At 66.6% G+C, this 14,600-nt stretch carries 14 protein-coding genes and 1 pseudogene; 1 reads left to right on the forward strand and 14 read right to left on the reverse strand.

Annotated features, from left to right (window positions below; all coding sequences use genetic code 11):
• Nucleotides 1-19: 19 nt before the first annotated feature.
• The 9 genes from DFR50_RS24410 to DFR50_RS24450 all read right to left on the reverse strand — a co-directional run bounded on the left by DFR50_RS24410 (nt 20) and on the right by DFR50_RS24450 (nt 8,112).
• The gene (locus DFR50_RS24410; RefSeq protein ID WP_113891884.1) at nt 20-2,419 is read right to left on the reverse strand and encodes a type IV secretory system conjugative DNA transfer family protein; all 2,400 of its coding nucleotides are present in this window, start codon (nt 2,417-2,419) and stop codon (nt 20-22) included.
• A gap of 21 nt (nt 2,420-2,440) precedes the next feature.
• On the reverse strand, nt 2,441-2,923 hold the full coding sequence (locus DFR50_RS24415) for a hypothetical protein (RefSeq protein ID WP_113891885.1): 483 nt from the start codon (nt 2,921-2,923) through the stop codon (nt 2,441-2,443).
• Nucleotides 2,924-3,007: 84 nt separating this feature from the next.
• Nucleotides 3,008-4,162 carry a secretion/conjugation apparatus DotM-related subunit gene (locus tag DFR50_RS24420; protein ID WP_113891886.1) on the reverse strand — a complete coding sequence of 385 codons (1,155 nt, stop codon included), beginning with the start codon at nt 4,160-4,162 and terminating at the stop codon, nt 3,008-3,010.
• 2 nt (nt 4,163-4,164) lie between these two features.
• Nucleotides 4,165-4,695, reverse strand: coding sequence for a lytic transglycosylase domain-containing protein (locus DFR50_RS24425; RefSeq protein ID WP_210209028.1), 531 nt, complete (start codon nt 4,693-4,695; stop codon nt 4,165-4,167).
• Nucleotides 4,696-4,706: 11 nt separating this feature from the next.
• The gene (locus DFR50_RS24430; RefSeq protein ID WP_147262893.1) at nt 4,707-5,114 is read right to left on the reverse strand and encodes a hypothetical protein; all 408 of its coding nucleotides are present in this window, start codon (nt 5,112-5,114) and stop codon (nt 4,707-4,709) included.
• A 20-nt stretch (nt 5,115-5,134) separates the two neighbouring features.
• Nucleotides 5,135-5,383 carry an IcmT/TraK family protein gene (gene icmT, locus DFR50_RS24435; protein ID WP_113891888.1) on the reverse strand — a complete coding sequence of 83 codons (249 nt, stop codon included), beginning with the start codon at nt 5,381-5,383 and terminating at the stop codon, nt 5,135-5,137.
• Nucleotides 5,384-5,410: 27 nt separating this feature from the next.
• Entirely contained in the window at nt 5,411-6,580 is a 1,170-nt protein-coding gene (locus tag DFR50_RS24440) for a type IV pilus twitching motility protein PilT (protein ID WP_113891889.1), read from the reverse strand.
• A gap of 13 nt (nt 6,581-6,593) precedes the next feature.
• Entirely contained in the window at nt 6,594-7,643 is a 1,050-nt protein-coding gene (locus DFR50_RS24445) for a type IV secretory system conjugative DNA transfer family protein (RefSeq protein WP_113891890.1), read from the reverse strand.
• The gene (locus tag DFR50_RS24450) at nt 7,636-8,112 is read right to left on the reverse strand and encodes a DotD/TraH family lipoprotein (RefSeq protein WP_113891891.1); all 477 of its coding nucleotides are present in this window, start codon (nt 8,110-8,112) and stop codon (nt 7,636-7,638) included. Before DFR50_RS24450 ends, DFR50_RS24445 begins: the two co-directional genes overlap by 8 nt.
• 295 nt (nt 8,113-8,407) lie before the next feature.
• On the opposite strand from DFR50_RS24450, the pseudogene DFR50_RS24455 reads away from it, so the two are divergent.
• Nucleotides 8,408-8,683: pseudogene (locus tag DFR50_RS24455) on the forward strand (transposase); the annotation flags it as partial.
• A gap of 41 nt (nt 8,684-8,724) precedes the next feature.
• Here the strand turns inward: DFR50_RS24455 and DFR50_RS24460 are convergent.
• The 5 genes from DFR50_RS24460 to DFR50_RS31640 form a co-directional block, all read right to left on the reverse strand.
• Nucleotides 8,725-11,778, reverse strand: a complete 3,054-nt coding sequence (locus tag DFR50_RS24460; RefSeq protein ID WP_113891892.1) for an ATP-binding protein — start codon at nt 11,776-11,778, stop codon at nt 8,725-8,727.
• A gap of 37 nt (nt 11,779-11,815) precedes the next feature.
• A complete protein-coding gene (locus DFR50_RS31635) occupies nt 11,816-12,382 on the reverse strand; it encodes a hypothetical protein (protein WP_147262895.1) in 567 nt (188 codons plus the stop codon).
• A 24-nt stretch (nt 12,383-12,406) separates the two neighbouring features.
• The gene (locus DFR50_RS24470; protein WP_210209029.1) at nt 12,407-12,745 is read right to left on the reverse strand and encodes a hypothetical protein; all 339 of its coding nucleotides are present in this window, start codon (nt 12,743-12,745) and stop codon (nt 12,407-12,409) included.
• Nucleotides 12,746-12,951: 206 nt separating this feature from the next.
• A complete protein-coding gene (locus DFR50_RS24475; RefSeq protein WP_113891895.1) occupies nt 12,952-13,494 on the reverse strand; it encodes a hypothetical protein in 543 nt (180 codons plus the stop codon).
• Between the two features lie 13 nt (nt 13,495-13,507).
• Complete coding sequence (locus DFR50_RS31640) at nt 13,508-14,059, reverse strand: hypothetical protein (protein ID WP_147262896.1); 552 nt, start codon at nt 14,057-14,059, stop codon at nt 13,508-13,510.
• Between the last annotated feature and the right edge of the window lie 541 nt (nt 14,060-14,600).

Genomic DNA, 14,600 nt, shown 5'->3' on the forward strand with positions numbered 1-14,600 from the left:
AGCGCATCGAGAAACACGTTCATGGCGCCGCCCCGTGAGACCGGGGCGCCGCCTCGTCGTCGGCTTCGACTTGAGCATCAGCCGTCGGCGCGTCTCCCGCCGACAGAAGCGCGCCATCAGCCCGAATATCCTCTGAGAGCGCCTCGATCTGCCGCACGATCTCGATCTCCCGCACGCGCTTTTGCGGCGCCCCGCCCGATCCGGAGGCCACCTCGATCGCCTGCCCCGCCGCGAGCAGCGCCGTCGCCGCCGCACGGGCGCCAGCCCGCGACGCTCCCGTGCTCGTTTCGATGCTTTCGAGCGTCTCGCGCGCGGCCTCGGCTGGCTCCCCGACCGACGCTGAGACGGGGCCGTGAGGGGCTTGCGGAGGACGGCGGGCGGCGGCGGTCAGCATGGCTTCGAGCGGCGAGGCCGGCGCAAGCGTCTCGATCTCGTCGCGCGCCATCGGACGATCTTTCGCCGCCTCGAGCGCCGCCTCGACGCAGGCTTCACCCCCCTGCCCCGCGGCCGCCGCGTGCTGGAAGGCTCCCAGCATCGCGGCCAGCGTCGCCGAACGCTTGGTCTTCCCCGTCCCGAGTCCGCCTTCCAGAGCCTTCAGAACTGCGCCGATATGCTCGTTCGCAGCCTTCAGGGATTCGACGTCGGGCTGCGCCAGCGCCACGGGGCGGTTCAGCCGCATCGGCCCGCGCGTATCAATCTCGGCGTGAAACAGCTTGGCGTAGATGCGCCGTCCGCCGAACAGGATGATCGCCTCGCCCTCGATCAGGCTCTGCAGATCGCGCCAGTCGACGCCCGCGACCTCGCGGACCTCGGCCGAGCGGGTTTCGGCATATTCGCCGGTCCCGCCGCCTTGATAGCTGGTCGCCTGGGTCACATAGGTCTTGCCGGCCGTGTCTTCGATCCATTGCCGGGTGCGATTGGCGTCCTGCTGCCGCATCGCGATCGTCAGGTTGGCGTTGCCGAACAGCGACTGGGTCTTTTCCCCGAGCCGCGCCCAGATCCCTGAGACTTCCTGAAAGCCGAGCCAGAACATGAAGTTGAGGCCCCGCCCCATGGCGAGCATGCGGTCCATGCCGCTCGTCGCGTAATAGGCGACCTCGTCGAGGACGACATGGAACGGCGCCGAGCCCATCCCAGGCTTGTTGGCGACGATTCGCTCAGAGTCTCCCTCGAGGCGGGCGCCGAGCATCTGCGCCATCATGCCTCGAAGGGAAGCGACAACGATCTTGCCGAGCGCGGCCAGCCGTTCGTCCGAGCTTTCCAGCGCCGGCAGGTTCACGACGAGGATGCGCCGGTTCAGCACGACGTCGCGCATGTCGACGTCCGATTGCTCGACCTTGAAGATATGACCGAGCGAGACGCCGAGCAGTTCGAACGTGCGGGTAAAATAAAACTGGGCGAAGCCGTGCTGCTTCGAGGGCTCCTCGGTCTTCTGCTTGTTCCAGTCGAGGGTCAGATCATAGGAGGGCAATTCGCCGAGATAGGCTTTCAGCGGGTAGATGATGTCCTCGGGCATATTCGGGACCGGAATGTCCGTCTTCTCGCCGGTCGAGGGATTCCGGACCTCGAATGCGCGCTTCATCGCCACCTTCCAGATGCAGCGCAGTTCGAAGGCGAGACGGATCGTCTCGATGTTGAGCGGCACGCCCTTATGGTCGCGCATCCAGACGAGGACCGGCGCCAGCGTACCGACGAGGGCGACGGCGCGATCGCGAAAAACCTGGTTGCTGTCCCCCGGCGCCGATTCCCCGAGCTGGCTCGACAGCATTTCGCCGATGGCGTCGGCATTGCCGACCGCGAAGGGATTGAAGGTGTTCGAGTCCTTGACGCCGGACGCGACCATGAAGTTGAGGCAGAGAACGTCATCCTCGCGGCCGAAGCGACGGGCGAGCGCCAGAACCTCGCCGTAGAGCTTGTTGTCCGCCTTGCCGTCGACCAGCACAAAGCCGGAGGCGTGGGTCAGCGCGTTCGCCAGGAATGACAGCAGCGCCGTCGTCTTGCCTGCCCCGGTGGTGCCCGGCACGGTCGCGTGCTGGCGGCCGTCCTCGGAGGAGATCCAAAGCTCCCTACCCTTGAGATCGTGGCCCAGATAGATCGAGCCTGCCGCCATGCGCGGGCGGCGGCCGACCGGCGAGGGATAGTTCCAGTCCCTGATACCCGCAGTCTGCGGCAGGCGCAGCGGCAGCGTCACGCGACGGCTCATGACGATCCCGGCGTAGAGGAGCGAAGCCGGCGTCACGAAATTGACGAGCGCCGGCTCAACGAACATCGCCATGGCTCCCCCGGCGAGGACCACGCCCGAGAACTCGCTCATCATCGCCGACCACAGGCGGGTCGTGATTGGGCGGATGTCGCGCAGGCGTTGGGCGCCCGAGCGTTCGAACCGTTCCTGCGGCCCGACGATCTCCCGCTGCGTCATAGCCTCGTCCTCCGCTTGGCCCTACTGTTCGTGCAGCCCGAACGTCGCCGGACCCGTCGGCGGCGCGGCCGGGGCGGCCCTCGACGTCGCGGGCGCGCCGGTCGATTGCGAATACGGGCTCGAGGCTTCGATCGATGGCGCCGCCTGACCGGGGGGCGGCGGCGCAAAGGATTCGACGGCATATTGAGGCGCGGTATGGGACGCCGACAGAAGAAGGGTCGTCACGCTGCCGATCGCCGCGCAGAGCGTGAATGCGAAGGCTCGGCCGAGCCATCGCCTCGCCCGCGATTTCGGCGGCTTCGTCGTCCTGGCGAGCCGCTCGAGCTCGAATTGCGACAGAACCTCACGGAACCCTTCGCGGACTGCGCGCTGGACTTCGCCCGGGTCGCAGGCGGCCACGGGTCCGGCGAAGAAAGCCGGACGAAGCGCAATTTCAATCAGGAGCCGCGGCGGGTCGCCCTTGTCGATCCCCGCTTCGACGCTCGCATAATCCTTGACCAGCATCGCGTGACCTCATCTTTCATGAAGGGAGCGCCGGCGCGCTCATGGGCCAGAGCGTGCGGGCGCACGGCGCGAACGAGAAGCGGGCTAAGTTTCGACCGCCTTCGCGACCGTCTTCGGCCGAATGGCCGCGATCGCCGCGTCGAACTCCGGCGTCGAGATGGGCGCGCCGACCGCGCGCTCGGCCGCCCAATGGGCGCTGGCGCCGATCGCCTCGACCCGCTGGCTCGGATGGGGATGAGCGAGAAGGCCGTCCGCTTCGAACCCGAGCGCATGCAGGGCGTACCAGAGCCGGCGATCGACGAGCTTCAGGAATGCGAACTGCGCCGGGGCCAAGACGCCGCTCCTCGAGCGCGCCGCGTTCAGGACCGACATCAGACCGGGCGTGGTGAAGTGATGCGCGTCCATGATCTCGATGGCCCAGACGGCTGCCTTGGTCTCCGCCAGAACCCGATCGGCGACGGCGAGCGTCTTGGGATCGAAGGGGAGCGGTTCGTTGGGACCGTCGCCGCTGTCGGTCTTGTCGACGGGCAAGCCCTCCGACAGGAGGCCGAGAAGGCCCGCCGCCTCATCCCGCCGCTCAGCGCCATGCAGGGCGAAGACCGCCAGAACGCAGCGCACCGTCGGCGAGGCGCTTGAGCGCCCTTTCCACTCCGCGCCCAGCTGGCGGACGAGCTCACGTCTCGCGCTCGCCTCGTGGAAACGGCCATCCCGTTGCGCGTATCTGGCGATCCATTCGGAAACATGGAGCGCGGGATCAGCGGGACGCGGGTCGCCCGCCCGGACGCCCGAGAGCGTCAAGCGCCGACCGACATACGCCGCCGTGCTACGCGAGGTCTTCGCCTGTTCCGCCATAAGCTTCTCGAGGTCGAAGGCGCGCGTGAACCTCGCATTGCCGGCGCGAACGAAGCAAAGCCCCGCGAGCCCGAGAACAAGCGCCATCGCCGGATAGAGGAATTCGGCCCCGATATTGCGATAGAGTCGCACGAGATCGTTGAACTGGACGCCGGTCGGATCGGCGCGCTCAACCCCGATGTCGGCCCGGGAGAAGCGATCCGAAAACCATGCGATCGCCTGCATCTCGCGATGAGCGACGATCAGCGCGCCCGCGCTGATTTCCGCATGCCACAGTTTCCACCCTGCCCAACCGAGGATCGCGAGTCCGACGCAAATCAGGATCAGGCTGAAGCCGGTGTAGTCGTCGCTGCCGATCGCGCCCGGAGCGCGGGGAGACCGCGCCATGGTCAGCGCCCTCCCCCATTGGGATCGGCGCTCGCCAGCTCCCGCGCGGACTCGCGCTTGAGACGCATCGCCTGCGCATAGACGAGCCGCATATATTCGAGCTTATGGACGGGGTCATGCGAGTGGTAGAGGGCGACCCCCTTCCAGAGATCGCCATGAGCTTCATCGAGCTCCTGGCGCAGGATCCACGCGCCGCCCTCGACATTGGCGCAGAAATTGTCGCGCAACGCTCGATAGGCGGCGTCAGGCGACGCGCGCCAATGCCCGGCGATTTTTCGAACCCATGTGTCGTTGACCTGCATCGGGCCGATGTCGACGGTGCCGTTCGTGTTCTGGCTTACCTCTCCGAGGCGGCCGGCCTCGACGCTCATGAGGAGCACCAGCACCCCGGCCGGGACTTGATGCAATTCGGCCGCGGCCCTGAGACAGCCCTCGATCATGGCTTCGTCCGCTTTTGCCGAGGCGAGCCCGATCGGGCCGATCATTGCCAGGATGAGCGCCACGCTGGAGAGAGCATCTCGACGCCATTTCATGCGAGCGCCCTTCACGGCAGCCTCCTTCTGGCTTCTGCCCTGGCGGTCGCCTCGTCGAACACGCGCGCGAGATCGAGGACCATCACCCCCTCAGGGACCGCGACCTGAGCAATCGCCTCCATCACCGAGAGGAGGACGCACGAGAACGTCTCTGCCTCGATCGCCTCGATCCGCCATGAGAGCAGCGCGCCGAGGTCGCGCTGGAGCTTCAATTCGAAACCCCGGCCCGTGACGTCCCGCCAGATCGCCTCGCCAGCGACCAGGAAGACCGGCAGAAGACCGTCCTCTGCAGCGGCCGTATCGAATGGGATCGGCACGAGATCCTGCCGTTGCCCGTCCTCGACGAGGATTTGCCGTCCAGCTTCGTTCAGCAGCGCCCGAACGACCTGCGACACAAAGAGGACGTCGAGCGTCTTCAAGAGCGCCGTCTCCATCGCGCTCATGCGAACCTCCGCCGCTTCCAGGCCGGGACCGCAGGCCGGTAGGGGCCGACGAAGGCGCGGCGGATCATTCTCAGCGTGGAGGGGACTGTGAGCCCGGCCCAGCTGATCACCGAGAAGACGATCACGCCGGTCGCCGCGATGTAGAAGGTCGTCCAGCTCCAGTAGACGACGAAGACGAGCAGCGGCAGACAGGCCCGCGCGTCGAGAAAGACGACCCTGACCGGTCGCCCGGTGTCACGCCACATCGCTTTTGCTCCTATCCAATTGCTTTGTTATCCGATTTCCTGGCGGACCTTTTCCGCCGTCTCTTCGTCGATCCGGCCTTCGGCCAGGGCGATTTCGATCGCCTTCGTGTAGGACTGCCCCTGAGCATCGACGGCTTCGGCGGTGATCTGCGGCCAGTCGTCGGCGCGGGCGGACGCCAAGCGCTTGCGATAAAGCGCGTCGCAGACGAGGAACTCGCGCAACGGCGTCCACTTGCCATCCCTCGATTTGACCAGCCGCTGGTTGATGACGAGCCTCAGCGCCTGGGCGCACGAGATCATCGCATCCTTGAGCTGGGCGGGCGGAAGCAGGCTCGCGACGCGCTGCATGGTCAGCGGCACCGTTTCCGCGTGGATCGTCGTCGCCGTCGCGTGACCTGAGATCGCCGCCTGGATGGTCGCGATCATATGTTCGGGCTTGCGGCACTCGCCGATGATGATGTCGGTCGGCTGGCGGCGCATCGCCCCCGCCATGAAGTCCTCAAAGGACTTTACGTTGCGGGGAATCTCGCTCTGCGAGATGGTGCTGGTTACGCTCTGGACGCGATCGAGCAGGAATTCGACCGGCTCGGCGCATTCGATGATGTTGCGATGGGCGTGGGGATCGCGGAGCTTCTCGACCGTCATCGCGCCGATCAGGGTCGACTTTCCCGATCCGGTCGCGCCCGAGACAATCATCATGCCCTTGGTCATCCGGTAGTGGGCGAGGATTTCCGGCTCGACATTCTGCTCACCGAGCGGCTGAGGCAGATCGCGAACCGGGCGGATGACGACATTGGCGCCCGCGCCCCGGCTCGCGATGATCGCCGTGACGTTGCAGCGAAAGCGCAGCGTGCCTTTCCGCGGCGAGCCGATCTGGTACATGACGTTGATGTCGCCGCCGCCCTGAAGCCGCGCCATCCCGTCCGCCCCGTAGAGGTGATTGACGATCAGGCTCGCGTCGTTCTCGTCGAGCGGGTCGCGTGTCATGACCTTGCGGTTCCGCCCCCAGAGTCGAAAGGACGCTGGCTGGAAGGTCGAGAACATCACCTGTTCCGCCCCGAGCCGGTGGGCGTGCGTCAGGTACGCATCGAGGGCGGGAGCCGCGCGGCGCGGCTCCTTCACCCAGCGCTCGCCCGCATCGACCCAGGCATAAGGGTCATGCGGAGTCTCGGGCTCGCGGGAGGGGCGATCGAGCATTGGGTCGTCCCCCTCACTTCGGGCAATGGCGCGCGCCGCGCCACACGCCGGCGTCCGCCCTGAGGCCCGGTTGCGCCGTGATGGTGACGATCCGGTCGCCCGCCCGCAGTTCGCCGCCGCCGCCGTCGACGATCCTCTGCTTCGTCGCGACGTTCGGTTTGGCGACGACGCCGGCGCGCAGCAGCACCCGGTACCGGGCCATGCCGGTGATGTCGCGCTGCAGCCGTCCAAGGTCGTTGAGGAAGATTTCGACCGCCTGCCGCTCGCCCTCGCCCCAACCTTCCGCGACATATTTGTTCCAGTATTGGACCTCCTGCTCGGTGCGCGGCAGCACGGCGTCTGCGGGACGGCTCGGTTGCTCCCAGGTCCGCACGAGGTAGGTCCGCCAGTTCGGCGGCGCGGAACCGAGCTGAGCCAGCTTGGAGATCGAATAGACGCAGGCCGTCTCGCGGGCGATCTGGCCGCCGTCGCCGAGCGCCAGCGCCATTTCGGCTTCCGAGATGACCGGCGGGCGCATGATGATCTGGCTGCCCGGCCGCCGCTGAATCACGTCATCGAAATTATAGACGCTATCGAGCGTGCCTTCGTAGCGGCGCAGCATCTCATTGATGGCGAAAGCGCGCGCTGCGAGCCCGCCCCGCGCGCCATAGGCGAGGCCCGACTGATAGAGGATGTCCTGACGCCCCGGCTCCAGCCCCTCCGCCTGAAGCCCGCTTCCCGCCCTCGTCGCCTGCAGAGACTCGAGGGACAGCGGCCGGTCGCCGCCGACCACTTCCGGCTCGATCGAAGCGCCCGTGACCGGCTTGTTGATCGGATTGCCCGTTTGACGGGCCGCCGCGTCGACCGTCGCCGGCGACGGCTGCGGCGGGATCGGCATGACGATCAGGCTGTTGTCGCGAGCCGGAGGCGCATTGGTTGTGACCGGAACCGCGGCGGGCGCGGGCGCGAGATAGGGTTGCGCCGGAGCAGGCCACGTCGCTGTGTCGGCGGCTTCGGCCGGAGCCGTGAGGCCGAGCGCGGCCAGGGAGACGGCCGCGAGCAGAAAGGGACGACGCTCAGCCATGATAGATGACCTCGAGGAGTTGATGCTGTTCATCGACGCGCACCGTCGCGGCGTCGCCGGCCTGGTCGCCGAGGCCGTGAAGGATGTCGTAGACGCGCCGCGGGGCCGGATCGACCGCGACATTGACGCCCGCCTGCGGCGCGTTGCCGGTGACAGCCGTGCGGTAGCCGATCGTCTCGCCGAGGCGTCTGACCGCGCCGTCGAGCGCGCCGCTCCACTGCATCGAAACCACGCGGTCGAGCTCGCCCGCGACGACCGCCGGCTTCGATGCGACGGCGGCGCTCGGCTCAATCGCTCCGATCCGGGCCATCTCGCGCGCCGTGTCGTCCATGCTCTTTTGCAGGGCGACCTCGGCGTTCGGCATGCCGGGCGTATCGACATTCGGCGCGACCGGCGTCACACCGCAGCCGGCGAGCGACAGGGCCACAAGTCCGGCGCCGGCCAATCGCACTTTTGAACTCAGGATCATGGTCACCGGGTCCCTTCTCGAAATGGGAGCCTCGTCGCCCACGGCGCGAACAAGAACGGGCCGCCGAAACTTTATCTTGCGGCGCGGCGGAGACGACAGCCGGTAGCGGAGCGCCTACGCTTGGCCGGTCGACGTGGTCCTGACCACGGAGTCGTTTAGTCGGTTTCTCCGCGGCGGACGCCTCAAAATCCTAGCGGCCCGCAAAGCCCGGTCTCGACGGATATTGTTGAAAAACTCGCTTGCTTCGTAGACTCGGCTCTGATTCAGTTTTCTTAATGATTCTGGGGCTTTCGCGATGATCGGCGAGCGGAAAGTGATGCAGGAGTCGCTGTTCTACGGCTTCAGCCTCGAGCGGCATGTCCCGGACAATCACCTGCTTCGCAAGATCGATCGGTTCGTCGACCTTTCGGAGGTTCGCGCGCATCTGGAGCCCTATTACAGCGAGACGGGTCGGCCTTCGATCGATCCCGAGCTGATGATCCGGATGCTGATCGTCGGCTACTGCTTCGGTATTCGCTCCGAACGGCGACTGTGCGACGAGGTCCACCTCAATTTGGCCTATCGCTGGTTTCTTTAGGCGGGCATCTCGCACGCGACTTGACGCCCTGGCCCTTATTGCGCCGCGACGGCGTATTCGGCCGCCATGTCGTCGTGCGGCCGCAACATGAGGGCGACGCCGCGACCGTCGATGAGTTCGGCGGTCAGCCCCTCGACCACGCTTTGTGTGGCGTGCGCCTCCATCTCGCCGCCCCGCAGGCGCTCGGAGCGCCGCCGCTCGACTTCCTTCTGCGCCGACCCGGTCGGAAACACTTTGGCGAGGCGCCGCAACGCCTCCTGGAATCCGACCGCCTCATAGAGACGATTGCGCAACGCCGCGTCGTCGGGCGTGGTCGAGAGCGCCCAGAGCTCGATCGGTCCCAGATTGTTGACGAGCAGCTGCTCGTATTTGGAATTGTCGATCTGCATGATCGCCAGGAACGGCGCGCCTTTGGGGCCTGGTCCATGCAGGCCGTGGCGCACAACGGCGGCCGACGCCGGCGTCAGGTTGAACCGCTCGATGACTTCCTCGGCCTCGCGCTCGTCGCCGGCGCGCAGCACGAACCGGCCGGTCGACTGGCTGATCAGCGCATCGCCCATGTCCGAGAGACGCTGGCTCGCGAAACCGAGTTGAATGTTGTGCTTGCGGCCTTCGCGCGAATCGAGCTCGGCTTGAGCGCGCACCTGCGGGCTTCCCTGGGTGCGATGCCACTCGTCATAGTCGAGCCGTTTGACTGTCTCGTAGGCCTCCCGGAAGCGCTTCGCGTGATAAGGCCGGACCGCTTCCGGGACGTGATGCACGTAGTCCGGCCGCAGGAAGAAGTTTCGGGCGAGGATATGCCGCCCGAGAAGATACATCATCTCGGTCTGGCGATTGGACGCCGCCGAGCCGGTCGGGGCGACTTCCTGAAGGTTGAGGACGATGATCCGCGCCGACCCGAAATCGAGCTTCGTCGGCTGGTTCAGCGTCGGATACTTGCGGATCGCATCGTAGATGTAGCGCTCGAACACCGCCGAGACCGTCTCCGCCGTGGTCTGGATCTTGAGCTCAGAAAACATGTCCTGGACCTGTTCGGAGCGGGACGCCGCGATCAGGTCCTCGAGCGCCGGCACGGCGTACCGCTGCGCGATCTCGGCCAGACGGAACTCCTCGACTTCGCAAAGCGCCGTCACCACGTCCCGCCAGATCGCATCCGCGCCCTCAAGCTTGATGTGATATTTGGCGATGGCCCCGTCGACCAGCGGTTCGACGCCCTTGCGGTAGCGCTTCGGCGCGCCGTCCGGGACTTCCGTACAGCGGCGATAGGCCTCGTCGATCACCAGCGAGATCATCTGCGCCATGCCCTCGAACGGCCGCGTCTCTTCCGGCGGCAGGGTCAGGAGCGCGAGGAAGTTCTGCAAGAAGGCCTTTTCAAGCGGCAGCGGGTATTCGCAGCCGACCTGAAGGTCGAAGGCGTTGAATTCGTAGCCCGGCGCAAACTGCATCGTCGTATAGATCGCCTCATGCCGGCGCTCCGGCCCGACCGCCTCCTGAATCAGGCGTACGAACCCTTCCGCCGACGAGCCGATATCGAGCTTGCCGATCAGCGGCAGTTTCGCCTTGGCGCTTCCAAGGACCGCCGAGGACAGGCAGAGACCGATATTGATGGTGTTGGCGAGCACCGACTTGCCGGAGCCCGGGGGGGCCACGAAAATGTCGATCACCAGCGGCCGCATCAAGCCGCCGGAAGGATCGTAAGGCCAGATTGCTCCGTTCGGCAGGCGGAACAGCACCGATCCCCGCTCCCAGGGCGAGATCGTGTGCGACCACGGAAGGAGCGGCAACGCCTCGCCGATCGGGGCGAGCGAGGGATTGCCGGTCGAGGCGAGCGCGAGGCCCGGCACGGAGCTCATCACGCCATCAAGCGGATCGCCGGCGACGCGGGCGGTCTTGCAATTGCCCCATCCCTCGATCCTTTGCGCCAGCGTGGAGGCCCGACGCCTGAGCTTCCGCGTCTCGCCAAGGGGCGCCCAGGTCGCAAAGGAGGCGCGGAGCCTGACGGATATGTGGTTCTCCTGTTCGCGTAAGTTGCGCAGCGACGCAAAGGCGCGCTGCAGGTCGCGGTTCGCCGGAAAGATCGACAGGAACGACGATCCGACCTCCTTGAACGCCATGCCCGCCTTACCGCCGCCCTCGAGGATGAACGAGCAGCGCCACGGCAGCCGATCCTGGCCAAGCCAGCTCGCGAGTTCGACGAAAGGCCGCGGATCTTCCGGCCCGATCATCATGTCGACGCTTGCGTATTCGTTCTCGCCGATCTCGACCCGCTGGCCGCCGTGCGTCACGGCGTCGATCCGGAAGATCTGGCTGCGCAGCGATGGCCACAGGAGACCTTCCTTGCTCGGATTCTGGACGTGGTCCTCGGGAAGGCGCGGCATGACCTTGTCGCCGATCAGGGTCGGCTTCCATTGCGAGCCCGCGGTCTCCCGGTAGAGCGCCTCGCGCGCGAGGACGAGCGCGTCGCGCGCAGAGAGTTCGGTCGCCGAGACTTCGGCCCCGCGAAGCGCCGCCATGACCCGGTTGACGAACCCGGTATGATGCGCCGCCATCAGTTCGGAGCGTAGGAAGAAGCGTTGCGCGTCGCCGATCCGCGGGACCTCTTTCGCGGCCGCCGCCTTCTCCTCCTTCATCTGCTTCAACTCTTCTTTCGTTAGGACCGCGCGGCGCGTCCACAGGATGAAGCAGGAGGTCTCCCAGCGCATCGTCTCGCTCCAGAGACGCAGCCGCTCGTCAAGAATATCGGAGAGATCGAGACCGACTTCGCGCCCGACGCGGCGGCAAGAGTCCATGTTGATCCGCTCGATCTCGCGCGCGGCCATGTCGGGATCGGAGAGATACCAGCCGACGATCGCATGGCCTTTGCTTTCGAGGGCTCCCGAAAGATCGAGGCGAAGCGCATTGGAGAGCCGTGTGATGTCGTCGCGCGTCGCCATGCGCTTCATGCCGCCGATTCGGATGAAGGTGCAGTAATCCCCTTGTTTCGTGACCAGCGCGTCGCCATGGGTGGTCTCGACGTCGCAATACCCGGCGAGCGGCTGCTTCAGCGCCAGCGACAGGCTGGCCAACAAGCTCGAAACGGCGCTCAGCATCCGACTCCTCCGGGAAATATTGGATGGTCGCGCGCGGTCAAGCCGCGACGCGATCGGCGATCAGCTGCGGATAAATGTCCTCGCCGTCGACAAAGAACCGCCCACGGGGCCAAAGCCTGAGGCCCCCGAGCAACCGGGCGCGATCCTCATAAAGTCTGGGCTTCATGCGCATGAGCGCGGCGCCGAGCACGCGGGGCGAAGATGCGCCAAGCCGCGTTTCCGCCTCGACGCTTCGCGCCTCGAGCGCGCGGATCGTTTCGAGCGCACCATTGGGAACCTCATCAGGGGTGAGAGCGAACGGACTCGCCCAGCGGAGCGCGCCCTCGCGCGCCAGCCGCTTGTGCGCGCCATGAGCCAGAGCATTGAGTGCCGCTTGCGTCATCTCCGGTAGCCAGATCAGCACGGCTTCCTCGGCGATCGTATCTCGTTCCAGATGACGCACGAGGTGGCAGGGGGCGCATGAGAAGTCTGCGCTCCCGTCCGGGCAGAGGAAAGGCTCCTGCCCTTCTGCGAAGCGCACTCCGCAGAAGGGACAGGAGCTTTGGGCGCAGCCAGCCTTTCGACCGCTTTCGCGAACGGAGAGGACGAGCGGCGCGAGGCGCACGTTGGCGACCCTCTTCCCGATGCCTTACGGGAACGTTACGGCGCCAGCGGTGCTCGAGATCGAGGCCGCCGTGCCGGTCGCGGTCTCAGCCGCCTTGTTGATCCACGCGCCGCCGGTCACGAGAAGACCGGTCAGCACGAGACCCGCCGCGCCGGCCGCCACCTTGCCCGCCTCGCGGTTCTCCGGCTGGCGCGACTGCCACAGGAACCACGCGCCCGCGATGAAGCAGATCAGCGCGCCAACATACATCGCGGTCGAGGCTGCGAAGCCGCCGGCGGTCGAGAACTCCTGCGCCATGGTCTGGACCTGCGCGCCGATCGTGCCGCCGGCGGCCTGTGCCAAGGCGGCATTGCTGGCGACCATGGAGCCGCCGAGCCCCGAGGCTCCGACAAGGACCTTCCAGGAACCGAGAGAACGCGCCTTTGGGTTGATGAACGAACGATGTGTCACGAGTTTGCTCCAGGGTTTGAATCAGAGGGTCGATTGCGTTCCGCCTTGCCCTCGGGAGCCAAGGTTCGCCGCCTGCGGCGCGAACAAGTGCGAGAAAAGCGACGGCTTGGAGAAAATCTTCAGGCGACGAACATCGCGATCAGCGCATTGGTGATCGCGAGAATGTTGATCAGCATGATCCCGAACACGAACTGCACCACGCAACCCATCTGACTTCGGTTGGCATGGCCGTTGATCACCGCGCGCCACGAGAGCAGCGCGAAGAAGGCGCACATCGCCCCAAAACTCTGGAAGAACCCCTGAAACAGCGTCACGACGTTCACGAGCGTCGCGCTCGGCGTCGAGCCCATCAGGGACGAAGTGGCTGACACGCTCGGCGGTGAATAGCTCGACAGCGACGTGATCGAGGCCGAGAGACTCGATCCCCCCGAGGCGAGCGCCATGGAGAGAATCTTGTCGAAGCTCGCGAACGCGCCCGTGAGTAACAGCGACACGAACGGTATCCATGGCTGGCCCCGGAACGGATTGTGCGGCTGGGCCTGCATCCAGAAGCCCCAGGCCGCGAACAGAAAACACCCAAGGGCGGCCAGATAGGCGAAGGTTGGCAGGAGAACGGCGAACACCTCGCCGATCTGGCTGGCGAAATCGACGAGCCCTTGCATGGATCCCGGCCCCTTACTCGATCGAGCCGCGATCGGCCTTCACCACCCAGGCTTCGCCGTGCTGTTCGATGCTCACGACCTTGCCGTAGCCGGGCAGTTCCGTTCCGATCGCCACTTCGACCGGCCTGTCGTCAGGACTGCCGTCGACCGCCGTCAGCATGGCGAGTCCCGGAGAGGCCGCCTGGATGCGATACGTGCGCTTCACGTCCGCGGCTGCGACCTTCATGTGCGTCCGGTCTTGAGCCTCGGAACCATTCGCCGACCCTTTCTCCTTCGGCGACGCCGCCGAACCCCTCGACCCGGCATTCTCCGCGCTCGCGACGGCGCGATCGGCTTCGCCGAGCGCGACCCGGCGCGTCAGATCGGCGAACTTTTCCTCCGCGCCTGTCGAGAGGGTCTGGACCTTGTCCTGCAAGTCCTTCACCTGCCCCGTCAGGCGCGTCACCAGCGCCCCGAGTTCGGCGATTCTTTCGAGCGTATGCGTTTCGGCTTTCTCCGCTTCGAGCCGCGCCCGCGCGTCGTTCGAACGGTCCTGCACCGCCGTCTCCAGCTCGGCCAGTCGCACTTCGATCTTCGCGGCTTCGCCAAGACCGGGTTCCGACGGCGCAGGGGTGACAGCGCTAGGCGTCGGCGCCAAGGACGGCGGCGTGGCCGGATGGGACGCCGGCGGCCGCGCGACGTCGACCGCCTTCGGCGCGGGCGCTTGCGCGGCGTCAGCCGCTCTCGCCGTCTCGATCAGCGCCGAGGGCGGCGGAGTCACTGGAAGGGGTGCGAGGGCTCGCGCCACGTCCACCGCCTTCGTCTGCTCCGCCGGCCCCGGCGCTTTGGCTTCGGGGGCGGCCGGAGGAACAGCGGTTCTCTCGGATGCCGGATGCGCTGGCGCGGGGCTGGCCGTCTCGGGCGCCTGAGCCACGACCGGCGGCTGAGCCGCAGGCGCGGCTGTCGCGGGCGAGGGTTCCGCCTTCAGGCGAGCGGTGATTGCAGACGGAGCCGCCGCCGGCGCGTCGGCTTTCGGCGATGATCCGTCCGCAGCCCTGTCGCCGCCCTTGAAGGACATCATTTTGGTGAGTTCGTCGCGCCGCGTCTCTTCTACCCGCGGCCGGTCG

This window comes from Roseiarcus fermentans (assembly GCF_003315135.1).
Taxonomy (GTDB): domain Bacteria; phylum Pseudomonadota; class Alphaproteobacteria; order Rhizobiales; family Beijerinckiaceae; genus Roseiarcus; species Roseiarcus fermentans.

Bases quoted from the DNA above. Each gene is read 5' to 3' on its own strand.
- DFR50_RS24450 (WP_113891891.1), bottom strand. From the start codon at position 8,112: ATGATCCTGAGTTCAAAAGTGCGATTGGCCGGCGCCGGACTTGTGGCC.
- DFR50_RS24460 (WP_113891892.1), bottom strand. From the start codon at position 11,778: ATGCTGAGCGCCGTTTCGAGCTTGTTGGCCAGCCTGTCGCTGGCGCTG.
- DFR50_RS24470 (WP_210209029.1), bottom strand. From the start codon at position 12,745: ATGGTCGCCAGCAATGCCGCCTTGGCACAGGCCGCCGGCGGCACGATC.
- DFR50_RS24475 (WP_113891895.1), bottom strand. From the start codon at position 13,494: ATGCAAGGGCTCGTCGATTTCGCCAGCCAGATCGGCGAGGTGTTCGCC.
- DFR50_RS24445 (WP_113891890.1), bottom strand. From the start codon at position 7,643: ATGGCTGAGCGTCGTCCCTTTCTGCTCGCGGCCGTCTCCCTGGCCGCG.
- DFR50_RS24440 (WP_113891889.1), bottom strand. From the start codon at position 6,580: ATGCTCGATCGCCCCTCCCGCGAGCCCGAGACTCCGCATGACCCTTAT.
- icmT (WP_113891888.1), bottom strand. From the start codon at position 5,383: ATGTGGCGTGACACCGGGCGACCGGTCAGGGTCGTCTTTCTCGACGCG.
- DFR50_RS24425 (WP_210209028.1), bottom strand. From the start codon at position 4,695: ATGAAATGGCGTCGAGATGCTCTCTCCAGCGTGGCGCTCATCCTGGCA.
- DFR50_RS24415 (WP_113891885.1), bottom strand. From the start codon at position 2,923: ATGCTGGTCAAGGATTATGCGAGCGTCGAAGCGGGGATCGACAAGGGC.
- DFR50_RS24420 (WP_113891886.1), bottom strand. From the start codon at position 4,162: ATGGCGCGGTCTCCCCGCGCTCCGGGCGCGATCGGCAGCGACGACTAC.
- DFR50_RS24410 (WP_113891884.1), bottom strand. From the start codon at position 2,419: ATGACGCAGCGGGAGATCGTCGGGCCGCAGGAACGGTTCGAACGCTCG.